Below are 12780 nucleotides of genomic sequence, written 5' to 3'. Positions count from 1 at the left end.
TAGTTAGTCAGTAGGCCTTCCGGCCGTCAAAACTACGGTACCTAAATTATGTCTGGTTACTCTAATCCAACACCGGGGTGTCAAACGCGAGGTTTCCTCGCTTTACAGTAACCGCTCAATGCGGGTTCGGTCCGCATTGGGTTGATTGATCAGGGGAAATTATGTGAGATTCCTTGTGATTCCCATCGCAATGCTCACCGCGATGAAGAGGACAAGGAACCCTAGGTCCAGCGATATCCCTCCGAGCCGCAGCGGCGGAATCGCCCGGCGCAGCACCCTCAGGGGCGGATCGGTGACCGAATAGACGGCGTGCGCCGCCACCAGCGCGGCACCCCGGGGGCGCCACTCCCGGGCAAACATCTGCACCCAGTCGAACACCAGGCGGATGATAAGGGCCACAAAAAACAGCAGCAGGGCGAGATAGACAAGTCCGAAAACAATTCCCATGACTTAACTCATATCTCCAAGTCCATTGTTGCCGCCGCGGCACCGTGCCGGGGGATCGTATCCATTTCAGCACAGATGCCAGGCAGGTGCTCCTGCCTGGCATCTGTGAACAGAGCCCGGGTCAGCTCTGGTTGAAGAAGCTGGCCTGCGTCTCGCTGGCCTTCTTGTCGTCACCGATGACCTCTATGTAGGACGGCGAAAGAAGGAAGACTTTGTTGGTGACCCGCTCGATGCTGCCGCGCAGGCCAAAGACCAGGCCAGCAGAGAAGTCCACCAGGCGCTTGGCGTCGGCTTCGCCCATGTCCGTGACGTTCATGATCACTGGAATGCCGTCGCGGAAGCTTTCGCCAATGAGTTTGGCGTCATTGTACGAACGCGGGTGGATGGTGGTGATCTGGCGGAGTCCGGAGGGTTCCTCACGGCTCGACGCCGCACGCTTAATTGGAGTCACAGGGGCGCGGTATTCCTCTTCGGGGGCGTGGGACGATTCGCGGCTGGCCTCACGGACGGGTGCGGGTGCACGGCGCTCCTCGCGGTCAGCTTCCATCGTTTCGTCCTCATCCTTACGTACAGTCTGGTGCTCGGACTCGTAGTGCTCATCGCCATCGGCGAGCCCAAGATAGATCATTGTCTTGCGCAGAGTGCCGGTCATGGTCGACTCCTTATCGTGTCCCTGTCGCGGGCCGCCCAATGACTTGACAGCACTGGTGTCCCCCGCCCATCACTTCCAATAGGTCCGACGCTACCGCACCGCCGGACGCGTTCCGAGAATATCGGAACCGATTCTGAGGTGTGTCGCTCCAAACTGGACAGCGGCCTCCAGATCCTGGCTCATTCCCGCGGAAATCCCCCTCGCCTCCGGATGGGAAGCCGCCAGGTCAGCGGAGATGCGGGACAGCTTCTCGAAGGCCGGACCGGGCGGTGCGCCCAACGGAGCTACGGCCATCACGCCGGCCAAGCGAAGGCCGGAGGCCCCCGCGATGCGCTCAGCCAGCCCCGGAACATCACCGGGCGCTGCCCCGCCCCGGTGCGCTCCGGCGTCGTCCTCCAGGCTGACCTGGATGAAGCATTCGAGGGGAAGCCGCCTGCTGGCCTCCATTTCCACAGCCATGGCCCGGTCAAGGGCATCCACGAGCTGCGGACGGTCCACGGAATGCACGGCGGTGGCGTACTTGACCACGGATCTGGATTTTTTGGTCTGGAGTTGACCGACGAAGTGCCAGTTCAAGGCACAGTCCGACAGCTCGGCAGCTTTGGCGGCGGCCTCCTGGTCCCGGTTCTCACCGACGTCGGTGACCCCCAGCGCGGCGAGGCGCCGGATGTCCGCAGCGGGGTGGAATTTGGTGACCACGATGAGCGACGGCAGGGAATCCCGGCGCCCGGCCGCCGCCGCGGCGGCTGCTATCCGGCGGCGGACCACGGCGAGCCGCCCGGCCAGCTCCGTGGCCCTCGGGTCGGCCGCCTCCGGAAGGCGCTCAGTCATGGCACCAGATAACGCCGGCGAACCTGCCGGTGCTGTTGTTCCGGCGGTACGAGTAGAGCGACTCCGCCTCAAGGGTGCACGGGCCGGAATATTCCACGCCTACTCCGGCATCCTCAAGTTGGCTTCGGGCTCCAGCGGGGAGGTCGAGGCCAGGAGTTCCCCATGAGGTTGTGGTCTTCGCGGCGGGCACAGCGGCAGCCACCTGTTCCTGCAGGCCCTCCGGAACCTCGTAGCAACGGCCGCAGATGGACGGCCCCAACCACGCCCGGATGTCGGCAGCGCCCATGGCCCGCATCCGGCTCACCGCTGCGGGCACGATGCCGGCCTCCAGGCCGGGGCGTCCCGCATGGACTGCGGACAGCACCGGTCCCGAGGCGGATACGCCGGCCAGCAGCAGAGGAATGCAGTCCGCCACCATGACGGCCAGCGGCGTCCCGAGGGACACCATGGCATCGGCTTCGGGCACCGGTGTCCCGTCCGCAACTGCAACAGTGGCGCCGTGGACCTGGTTCATGAACTTGAGCGAACCGGCGGCGATGCCCATTTCGGCTTCCAACTGCCGGCGCCGCTGCAGGACGAGGGACGGGTCGTCCCCCACATGCAGGGCGAGGTTGCCCGCAGCCGTATCCGTGAAAGCGGCCGAGACCCCCGGAAGGATCCCGGCTTGCCAGTGGAACAAACCGGGGCCTACTTCAGGAAGTCGGGGACATCCAGGTCATCCGGGTGGTTACCGGTCAGGTCCGGCTCCACAACGGAGGGAAGGTCTACGTCGAAACCTGAGTCAGCGGGGATCGAAGCCGGGTGCTGCTGCCCCCAGTTGCTCAGCCCGGCTGCACCAACAGTGGCGGGCACGGGCCGGGCATTGACCTGCTGGCTCCCACCGGCAGGCGGCTGGGCGGGTGCGGACGCCGGCGCGGCGGAAGGGGCCGCCGGGGCTGCGGCGGCCGGCTGGGACTGGTCCATCGACGGCGAGGTGGCCTTGACGTCGTCGAACCCCGCAGCGATGACCGTAACGCGCGCTTCGTCGCCCAGCGCGTCATCGATCACAGCACCGAAAATGATGTTCGCCTCGGGATGGGCCACTTCCTGCACCAGGCGCGCGGCTTCGTTGATTTCGAACAGTCCGAGGTCGGACCCGCCCTGGATGGAGAGCAGGACGCCATGGGCGCCGTCAATCGAGGCTTCCAGCAGCGGGGAGGCGATGGCAAGTTCCGCGGCCTTGACGGCACGGTCTTCGCCCCTGGCCGAACCGATACCCATGAGGGCCGACCCCGCACCCTGCATGACGGACTTCACGTCCGCGAAGTCGAGGTTGATCAGGCCGGGGGTGGTGATGAGATCCGTGATGCCCTGCACGCCGGAGAGAAGGACCTGGTCCGCGGAGCGGAAGGCGTCCAGGACCGAGACGTTGCGGTCGCTGATGGACAGCAGCCGGTCGTTCGGGATGACGATCAGGGTGTCGACTTCGTCGCGCAGCGCGTCGATGCCGGCCTCGGCCGATCCGGCACGGCGGCGGCCTTCGAACGTGAAGGGCCGGGTGACGACGCCGATGGTGAGCGCCCCAAGGGACCGGGCGATGCGTGCCACCACAGGGGCCCCGCCTGTGCCGGTGCCGCCGCCTTCACCCGCAGTCACGAAGACCATGTCGGCGCCGCGGAGGACCTCTTCGATTTCGTCTGCGTGGTCCTCGGCGGCTTGCTTGCCAACCTCGGGGTTGGCGCCGGCACCAAGGCCACGGGTCAGTTCACGCCCGACATCGAGCTTAACGTCAGCATCGCTCATCAGCAGGGCCTGGGCATCGGTATTGATGGCGATGAATTCAACGCCTCGGAGACCAACCTCGATCATGCGGTTGACTGCGTTCACGCCACCGCCGCCGATGCCGACGACTTTGATGACGGCCAAGTAATTCTGCGGAGCTGCCACGTTACGTGTCCCTTGTTCGTGTTTATTGCGAAAACTGATGGAGAGCTTGAAGCTTATAACCTTAACCTTCAAGTTGAAGGTTAGAGTTATGTCAAGTAACTCATGTCTGTGACGGTATTTCCTCTGGTACCCACATTCAATAACCGGGTCCGCGTGTCGGATTAATACCGCGAAAGAATGCCGCTCACCGGGTTACCGGATGGCGCGGGACGCTGACGTCATATACCCGGACCGGGTTCTTGGGATCCGCCGGCGCCTTCAGCAGTGCGGCCAGCACCTTTGCTTTGAGTTCCCTGTCCGAGGCGTTACCCCAGATGATGGTCTGGCCGTCCACCAGCTTGAGCTGCACTGCATCCACGGACTGGGCCGAGGCGTTGGACAGCCTGGCAAGCACGTCGGCGGGCAGGGCGCCCAGCACTGCTGCCGTGGCGCGGAAGAGGTCCTTGCCGATGGTTCCGGCACCGCCGTCGATCACGGGAAGTTTGACCGTTGCGGGATCGGCAGTGACGGCCAGGCGCACCCCTTCAACGTCCACCAACTGGTACTGCTTTCCCTGCTTTACCAGTGCCACGGGTACGCGTTCGCGCACCATCACGGCCAGGCCCGACGGCGGCCTGGCCTGTACGGACACAGACCTCACCTGGACCAGCGGCCCGAGCAGGGTGGCTACATCCTCATCCGAGATCTGCGGAAGCGGCTTCCCTTTGAGCGGTTCAAGCGCCGCCTCGACCTGGGCCGGCGTCAGGAGCCGGGTTCCGCTGACTGAAACGCTGTTCATGGCCAGCCATGGCGAATAGACAGCGGCAGCGAGCAGCGCAGCCACAGCAGCCACCACCGATCCCATGGCCACCAGCACGTTCCGCCGGATCCGCCTGGACCTGGGCTCGGGGAACGCCACCACGTTCGGTGCCTCGGAGGCGGCCAACTCCGTGTGCCCCTTCCTGCGGAACGCGGGCAGCCGGCGCGGCGCCGCAGGCGCGGGAGCCTCCGGTTCCGGGGCCTCGCGCGAGGCGGAAATGACGTCGTCGCCCGTGCCTGGACGGCTTCCCGCGGGTGTATAGGTGGGGCGCCGGTTACCTGCCATGCAGGGCCTCGACTATCCGCGGTCCAAAGGAGGTAACGTCGCCGGCTCCGGCGGTAAGGACGACGTCGCCGTCTCCGGCAGCCGCCACCATTTCGGCCACGGCGTCGTCCCCCGCCACAAGGCGCCCGCCGTGGTGCAGGTGGTCAGCGATGAGTTTGCTGGTAACCCCGGGAATCGGGTCCTCCCGCGCCGGGTAGATGTCCAGCACCAGTGCCGTGTCCGCGAGGTTAAGGGCGTCGGCGAAGTCGTGGGCAAATTCCCGCGTCCGCGAGAACAGGTGGGGCTGGAACAGGACGTGGACCTTGTGTCCGGCGGCCACGGTGCGGGCGGCAGACAGGGCCGCGCGGACTTCCGTGGGGTGGTGGGCGTAGTCGTCAAAGACCCGCACGCCGCGTGCCGCGCCCTTGAACTCGAACCGGCGGGAGGCACCGGAAAAATGTCCCAGGGCGGCGGCGGCTGCGGCAGGCTCCACACCGAGTTCAAGCGCGACGGCGAACGCCGCCGCGGCGTTCAGCGCGTTGTGCCGCCCGGGCACCTGGAGGGCAAGGCTGAAGCTCCCCTCCGGTGTGGAGACGGCGACGTCGCCGGGGCCGCCGTCGTGCAGCCGCAAGTCATTCCCCTCCCCCGTCCCGTACAGGACCACCCGGGTGTTGCCCCGCCCACGGGTGCGTTCAGCGAGGGCCAGTGCACCGGGGTCGTCAGCGCACGCAACGAGCACGCCGTCCGCGGGCAGCAGCGCGGTGAACCGGTCGAAGGATTCATAGACGGCCTCGGCAGTGCCGTAGTGGTCGAGGTGGTCCGGCTCCACGTTGGTGACCACCGCTATCCGCGGCCGGTAGTTGAGGAACGAGCCGTCCGATTCGTCCGCCTCGGCCACAAAGACGGGAGAACTGCCGTGGGCGGCATTAACGCCGAGCGCCGGGACGTTGGCGCCAATTGCGAAGGACGGATCCAGCCCCGCGCCCTTCAGCAGGACGGCCACCATGGCGGTGGTGGTGGACTTGCCGTGCGTGCCGGCCACCGTAACCACGGTGTCCTCCCCCATCGTCGCGGCCAGCGCCTCGGAGCGGTGCAGGATCGGCAGCCCTGCGGCGCGGGCTGCCGCAAGTTCGGGGTTGTCCGGACGGATGGCGGAGCCGGCCACGACTGTCTGGGCGTCCCCGAGGTTGCCGGGCCCGTATCCGACGGCGATCCGCGCGCCGGCGGCCGCCAGTTCGGCCATCACCGGAAGGTCCTTGGCGTCGGAGCCGCTGACCGGGACACCGCGCGCCACCATGATCCGTGCCACGGCGGACATACCCACGCCGCCGATGCCGATGAAGTGGACCTTGCCGAGGCTGCTGAGGCCTGCGGGGGTTTCGTAGTGGTTCATGCGCCTACCGCTTCCAGGACAAGACCAGCCATCTGCTGGTCGGCGTTCCGGATGCCAAGCCGGTATGAGTTTGCCGCCATGGCGGCCAGGCGTGTTTCGTCGGTGACCAGCGGGATCAGCTGGTCCGCCACCCACCCTGCGGTGAAGTCGCGGTCCGCCACCAGCAGCGCACCGCCGGCCGCCACGAGGCCGGCGGCGTTCAGCGCCTGCTCGCCGTTGCCAATGGGCAGTGGCACCAGGACGGCGGGGACGCCGACGGCGGCAGCCTCGGACACGGTCGCCGCACCGGCGCGCGCCAGCAGGACGTCCGCGGCGGCATAAACGGTTTCCATGCCATCGACGTACTCCACCTGGCGGTAGCCTTCGGCAGCCAGGGGCTCTCCTGATGCGTCGGTGACTGCCTTGCCGCGGCCGGTGATGTGCAGTGTCTGGATGCCTGCGCCTGCAAGCAGCTGCACGGAGGCCGCGACGGTCCGGTTGATGCTCAGAGCCCCCGAGGACCCGCCGGTCACGATCAGCGTGGGCCGGTTTTCCTCCAGCCCCAGTGACCGGCGTGCCCCTGCACGTGCCGCGGCCCGGTCCAGCTGCGATATCCCCGGGCGCATGGGCATGCCCACGTGCCGGGCGTGCCGGAGCGGCGTTCCCGCGAACGCGACGGCGACGCGGTCGGTAAACATTGCGCCGACCCTGTTGGCCAGTCCCGGCCGCGCGTTGGCCTCATGGACAACAATGGGGATCCGGCGCTTGCGGGCAGCAAGGTACATGGGAGTGCAGACGTAGCCGCCCACGCCCACCAGGACGTCCGCTGCCGCGCCGTCGAGAATCGCGCCGGCCTGCTTGACAGCTCCGGCCAGGCGTCCCGGAAGGCGAAGCAGGTCCAAGGATGGCTTGCGGGGTAACGGCACCCTGTCAATGGTGGCCAGCTCCACACCGGCGGCAGGGACCAGCCGGGTTTCCATCCCGGCGGACGTGCCGACTGCCAGGATGGATGCTTCCGGGGCGGCTTCGCGGACCGCGGCGGCAATGGCCAGCAGCGGGCTGATATGCCCGGCGGTGCCGCCTCCAGCGAGGACAATGGACGGATTCTGGGAGATCATTTTGGGTCAGGCACGCTTTCTGGCAGTTTTCTTCTTGCGGCCGGCGGCCCCCGCGGGCGCGGCCTTGAATTTCAGGATCCGTTGGGGCCGGATGGCCGGCGCCATTTGTTCCCTGGCCAGGGAGAGCACCACGCCGATGGCGCATAGTGACATCAGCAGCGCGGACCCCCCGTAGGAAATGAACGGCAGGGGGACGCCGATGACGGGCATCAGGCCGGTGACCACGGACATGTTCACCGTTGCCTGGCCGAGCAGCCACACCATGATGGTTCCGGCCAGCACCCGATGGAACATATCCTCCTGCGCCACGACCACGCGGTAGATCGCAGCTCCCAGGATGGCAAAGAGAATGAGTACGACGACGGAACCCACCAGGCCGAGTTCCTCGCCGATGATGGCGAATATGAAGTCGTTGTGGGCTTCCGGGATCCAGTTGTATTTAAGCCGGCTTTGCCCCAGTCCCACGCCGAACCAGCCACCGGAGGCCAGCCCGTAGAGGCCGTTGGTTGCCTGGTAGTTCACGTCCATGCCGCCTGCGCAGCTTTCGCCGCTCCACCATGAGGTGATGCGGCACATCCGGTTGGGGCTGGCCATGGCCATGGCCGCGGTTCCCGCCGCGGCAACCAGCCCGGCAATGCCAAAAAAATAGAGCGGAACACCGGCAAAGAACAGTGCGGCGGCTGCGAGCATCATGATGATCATTGCGGTGCCCAGGTCGTTTCCCCAGAGCACCAGGCCGATGATGATGGCCGCCATCGGCACCACTGGCACTGCGATGTGCTGCCACTGCCGCAACAGCCTGCCCTTCCGGGCCAGGACGGTAGCCATCCACAGTGCCAGGGCAAGCTTGGAGGCCTCGGACGGCTGGAACGTGAAGCCGCCGAGGTTGATCCAGTTCCGGTTGCCGTTGACATCGTCGCCCACCAGCTGGACGAGCACCAGGAGCACCAGCGCCACGCCGATTCCCAGCCAGGCAAGCCGTTTGAGCCACACCACATTCACGCGGGAAAGCACGAACATGAGGAAGATCCCCAGGGCGGCGAAGATGCCCTGCTTCATGGCGTCACCGTACGGAGACTTGCCAGCGGCGATCGACTCCACGCTCGAGGCCGAGAGGACCATCATGATCCCGATGGCAGTCAGCGCCAAGGTGGACCCGAGGATGAGGTAGTAGGTGGATCCGTTCCGTGATGTGCCTGTTCCTTCAAGGGCGGACCAGAATTTCCGGTAGGCGGAGCGGAGTCGGGTGCCGCCCGCACTGACAGGCGGTCGGCGCGTTGCCGTGTTGGCCATCTCTACTCCTCGGCGGTCTCGTCCTGCCCTTCCACCAGCCCGCGGACGGCCTCGATGAAAGCGTCGCCGCGGTGTGCGTAGGACGTGAACTGATCCATGGATGCGGCTGCGGGTGCCATGAGCACGGTGTCGCCCGAAACGGCCACGCCGGCCGCAGCCGCCACCGCCTGCGCCATGACATCTCCAGTCTGGTCCTGTTCCGGCCTGATGACCGGGACGTCGGGAGCGTGTCGCGCCAGGGCTCCGGCAAGCTCCGAAGTGTCCTTGCCGATCACTACCACGGCCTTCAGCCGGTGTGCGTGGCCGCTGACCAGGTCGTCGTAGGAAACGCCCTTGGAGAGGCCGCCGGCGATCCAGACCACGTTGGTGAAGGCTGCCAGCGATGCCGCGGCGGCGTGCGGGTTCGTCGCCTTGGAGTCATTGATCCACAGCACTCCTTTCCAGCGGGCCACGGGCTGGATGCGGTGGTCGCCCGGCAGGTAGTCCTTGATGCCCTGCTTTACCGCCGCGGCTTCAACACCGTAGGCCCTGGCCAGGCCGGCCGCGGCGAGGGCGTTGGCCACCATGTGCCGCGGAGCGATGGGGCCGAGGTCTGACATCGCGGCGAGTTCGGCCGCGCTGTCCCGCCGTTCTTCTATGAAGGCCCGGTCCACCAGGAGCCCTTCCACCACGCCGAGCATGCTGACGGCCGGCGTCAGCGTGGTAAAGCCAACAGCCCGGCAGCCTTCCACCACGTCGGCGTTTTCCACCATGCGTTCGGTTTCGATCTGTTCGGCGTTGTAGATGCACGCCTTTTGGGTGCGTTCGTAGACCTTGGCTTTGTCTGCAACGTAGGAGTCATAAGAGCCGTGCCAGTCCACATGGTCCTCGGCGACATTCAGGCACACACTGGCGACGGGTGAGAGGGATGAGGACCAGTGCAGCTGGAAGCTGGACAGCTCCACGGCCAGGACGTCGTACTCCACGGGATCACGGAGCGCGTCCAGGATGGGCGTTCCCACGTTTCCTACGGCAATGGCCTTGAGACCGGCGGCGCGGAGGATCGATTCGGTCAGGCCGACCGTGGTGGTCTTGCCGTTGGTGCCCGTGATGGCCAGCCAGTCGGCCGTCTTGCGGCCGGCCCGTTCGCGGACGCGCCAGGCGAGTTCCACGTCGCCCCACACAGGAATGTGTGCTCGTGCTGCGGCCGCCAGGAGGGCCTGGTCAGGACGCCATCCGGGGGATGTGACGATGAGTTCGGGAATTTCACCGTCAATGAGGGGGACGGCCGTCACCGCCTGCTGGCCCAGGAGGACGTCAGCTGCACCGACGATCCGCAGTGTGTCCGCGTGTGCGCGCGCCGTTTCGGTTTCGGCAGCGTCCACCACCACCACTCTAGCGCCCAGTTCAATGAGAGTGTCCGCGGCGGCGAAACCGGACAGTCCGATGCCAGTGACCACGACGCGCAGTCCCGACCAGTCGGAGTCCCAGCTGACAAGGTTTTCCAAGCGGGGCGATGTAACGGTCACAGCAGCACAACCCATTCAGCGTAGAAAATTCCGAGGCCCACGGCGACAAAGAGTCCGCACAGGATCCAGAACCGGACCACCACAGTCACCTCTGCCCAGCCCTTGAGCTCGAAGTGGTGCTGCAGCGGCGCCATCTTGAACACGCGCTTGCCCCCGGACAGTTTGAAGTAACCCACCTGGATGATCACCGACAGCGTGATCAGGACGAACAGGCCGCCGATGATGCCGAGCAGGAGTTCCGTGCGGGACAGGATGGCAAAACCGGCAATGGCACCACCAATGGCCAGGGAGCCGGTGTCCCCCATGAAGATCTTCGCAGGTGAAGTGTTCCACCACAGGAAGCCCACCAGCGCAGCGCTCAGGATGGCCGCGAGAAGCGCCAGGTCGAGGGGGTCGCGGACTGAGTAGCAGCCGCTGCCCGCCTCCCGCGGGGAGCCGCAGGCCTGGTTGCTTTGCCAGATGCCCATGAGCGTATAGGCGCCGAACACCATGACTGCTGCTCCGGCCGCAAGGCCGTCCAGTCCGTCGGTGAGGTTGACGCCGTTGGTGGCGGCGGTGACGATCAGGTTGGACCACAGGACGAACAGAATAGCGCCGAGCACAGTGCCGCCAAAGGCGAGATCGAGCCACGGCAAGTCGCGCACAAGGGAGATCCTGGTGGAGGCCGGGGTGATGCCCCGGTGGTCCGGGAAGTTCAGGGCCAGCACGGCGAAGGCGATGCCAACGGCGGCCTGCAGGATCAATTTGGCCTTGGCATTGAGCCCCAGGCTTCGCTGCCGTGAAATCTTGATGAAGTCGTCGAGGAAGCCCACCAGGCCCATACCCACCATCAGGAAGAGCAGGATCAGCGCGGACGCGGACGGCCCCGGCGAATTGGGGTTCACCATCATCATGATGAGGTGGGTCAGCCCATAGCTCAGCAGGACCGCCCCTACCACCACCGTGCCGCCCATGGTGGGTGTGCCGCGCTTGGTGTGGTGCGAGGTTGGTCCGTCGTCACGGATGAACTGGCCGTAGCCCCGGCGCACCAGGAGCCGGATGAAGAGGGGCGTGCCCACCAGTGCGAACAAGAGGGCCAGGCCGGCACCGATCAACAGTGCAATCACGGCAGAGTGCTCCCTTCTTCGGCGCTATGCGGGGTTTGTGGCAATGCTATCCGATCGCCCAGGTGCCTCAGCCCGACGCTGTTGGAGGACTTGAAAAGGACGAGGTCTCCGGGCAGAAGTTCGGCGTCGAGCAGGTCAAACGCCTCGTCCGCCGTTTCCACAAAGACACATTCGTCACCCCACGAGCCTTCCTGCACGGCTGACACATAGAGCGACCGGGCTTCCCGTCCCACGACCACCAGCCGTGAAATGTTGAGGCGGACCACCTGCGTACCAACGGCTGTGTGCTCCCGGATCGAGTCGTCCCCGAGTTCCAGCATGGCTCCCAGGACAGCCCAGGTCCGGCGGCCGCGGCCCATGTCAGCAAGCGTGCGCAGGGCAGCCCGCATGGATTCTGGGTTGGCGTTATAAGCGTCGTTGATGATGGTGACGCCGTCTGCACGCTCCGTCCGTTCCATCCGCCAGCGGCTGGCGGCACCCTGGTTGGCCAGGGAAGAGGCAATGGCGTCACCGGGGATTCCCACGGACCATGCCGCGGCCGCGGCCGCAAGCAGGTTGCCGATGTTGTGGCCACCGATGAGGCGGCTGCTGACATGACGGGACGGACTGCCGTCCGGCAGGACGAGGTCGAATTCGGGGCAGCCTTCAGCATTGGTGTCGACATTCAGCGCCTGGACCGCGGCGTCATCCCGTCCTTCGGCGGAGAATCCGACCACGGATGCAACGGTCCGTCCCCTCATGGCGGCGACCCGTGCATCGTCGAGGTTGATGATCGCGGTGCCGGTTTCGGCAAGGGCTTCAACCATCTCGCCCTTGGCAACGGCAATATTGTCCACGCCGCCGAACTCTCCGGCGTGGGCTGTCCCCACAGCGAGCACAATGCCGACGTCCGGTTCCACCATCTTCGCCAGGTACCGGATATGCCCGATGCCGGTGGCACCCATCTCAATGACGAGATAGCGCGTCTCCGCGTCGGCCCGAAACACCGTGAGTGGTACGCCGATCTCGCCGTTGTAGGACCCCTGCGGGGCAACGGTCGGCCCCTGGGCGCCAAGGAGTCCGGCCAGGAGGTCCTTGGTGGTGGTCTTACCGGCGGAGCCAGTAATGCCGATGACAGTCAGTTCCAGTCCCGCAGCGGCGCGAACGGCGCGGATCCGGCGTACTGCCTCGGCAGCCAGCGCTCCCATGGCCAGCACCGCATCAGGGACGACGACGGCCGGGTACGGTGTGCCGTCGGCTCGGCTCACGGGGCGCTCCACGATGGCCAGGACGGCACCCGCCTCGAACGCCGCGGGAAGGAAGTCGTGCCCGTCGGCGTTCTCGCCGGGCTTGGCCACGTAGAGCGAACCGGGCGTGGCCTCGCGCGAATCCGTGACCACCGACAGGGGCGTCACTCCAGGATCGGCGTCCAGGCGCCCACTAGTGATGTCGGCGATCTCCGCCGCGGTAAATGCAATCATGTCG

General features: G+C 66.2%; 12 protein-coding genes. All 12 read right to left on the bottom strand.

The genetic code is table 11. The features are described from left to right. Positions 1-159: 159 nt before the first annotated feature. The 12 genes from ACIQC0_RS06070 to murF all read right to left on the bottom strand — a co-directional run bounded on the left by ACIQC0_RS06070 (position 160) and on the right by murF (position 12776). A complete protein-coding gene (locus tag ACIQC0_RS06070; RefSeq protein WP_377217045.1) occupies positions 160-447 on the bottom strand; it encodes a YggT family protein in 288 nt (95 codons plus the stop codon). 121 nt (positions 448-568) lie between these two features. Then, a complete protein-coding gene (locus tag ACIQC0_RS06065) occupies positions 569-1099 on the bottom strand; it encodes a cell division protein SepF (RefSeq protein WP_377217044.1) in 531 nt (176 codons plus the stop codon). 90 nt (positions 1100-1189) lie between these two features. Next, positions 1190-1930, bottom strand: coding sequence for a YggS family pyridoxal phosphate-dependent enzyme (locus tag ACIQC0_RS06060; RefSeq protein ID WP_400533347.1), 741 nt, complete (start codon positions 1928-1930; stop codon positions 1190-1192). After that, entirely contained in the window at positions 1923-2609 is a 687-nt protein-coding gene (locus ACIQC0_RS06055; protein ID WP_400533345.1) for a polyphenol oxidase family protein, read from the bottom strand. The genes ACIQC0_RS06060 and ACIQC0_RS06055 overlap by 8 nt, the downstream gene beginning before the upstream one ends. 8 nt (positions 2610-2617) lie before the next feature. Beyond that, a complete protein-coding gene (gene ftsZ / locus ACIQC0_RS06050) occupies positions 2618-3856 on the bottom strand; it encodes a cell division protein FtsZ (RefSeq protein ID WP_377217041.1) in 1239 nt (412 codons plus the stop codon). Positions 3857-4040: 184 nt separating this feature from the next. Next, positions 4041-4940, bottom strand: coding sequence for a cell division protein FtsQ/DivIB (locus tag ACIQC0_RS06045; RefSeq protein ID WP_377217040.1), 900 nt, complete (start codon positions 4938-4940; stop codon positions 4041-4043). Continuing rightward, a complete protein-coding gene (gene murC, locus ACIQC0_RS06040) occupies positions 4930-6312 on the bottom strand; it encodes a UDP-N-acetylmuramate--L-alanine ligase (protein ID WP_400533342.1) in 1383 nt (460 codons plus the stop codon). Before murC ends, ACIQC0_RS06045 begins: the two co-directional genes overlap by 11 nt. Next, the gene (gene murG / locus ACIQC0_RS06035; RefSeq protein WP_377217038.1) at positions 6309-7409 is read right to left on the bottom strand and encodes an undecaprenyldiphospho-muramoylpentapeptide beta-N-acetylglucosaminyltransferase; all 1101 of its coding nucleotides are present in this window, start codon (positions 7407-7409) and stop codon (positions 6309-6311) included. Before murG ends, murC begins: the two co-directional genes overlap by 4 nt. 6 nt (positions 7410-7415) lie before the next feature. Beyond that, positions 7416-8702: a putative lipid II flippase FtsW gene (gene ftsW, locus ACIQC0_RS06030; RefSeq protein ID WP_377217037.1), complete on the bottom strand. Its 1287-nt coding sequence runs from the start codon at positions 8700-8702 to the stop codon at positions 7416-7418. A 2-nt stretch (positions 8703-8704) separates the two neighbouring features. Beyond that, entirely contained in the window at positions 8705-10225 is a 1521-nt protein-coding gene (murD, locus tag ACIQC0_RS06025; RefSeq protein WP_377217036.1) for a UDP-N-acetylmuramoyl-L-alanine--D-glutamate ligase, read from the bottom strand. Further along, positions 10207-11316, bottom strand: a complete 1110-nt coding sequence (gene mraY, locus ACIQC0_RS06020; protein WP_377217035.1) for a phospho-N-acetylmuramoyl-pentapeptide-transferase — start codon at positions 11314-11316, stop codon at positions 10207-10209. Before mraY ends, murD begins: the two co-directional genes overlap by 19 nt. Then, positions 11313-12776, bottom strand: coding sequence for a UDP-N-acetylmuramoyl-tripeptide--D-alanyl-D-alanine ligase (gene murF, locus ACIQC0_RS06015; protein ID WP_377217034.1), 1464 nt, complete (start codon positions 12774-12776; stop codon positions 11313-11315). Before murF ends, mraY begins: the two co-directional genes overlap by 4 nt. Between the last annotated feature and the right edge of the window lie 4 nt (positions 12777-12780).

The organism is Pseudarthrobacter sp. NPDC092419 (assembly GCF_044755045.1).
Classification (GTDB): domain Bacteria; phylum Actinomycetota; class Actinomycetes; order Actinomycetales; family Micrococcaceae; genus Arthrobacter.
The sequence above is the reverse complement of the archived record's forward strand: the minus strand, read 5'-3'. Positions and strand labels throughout refer to the sequence as shown.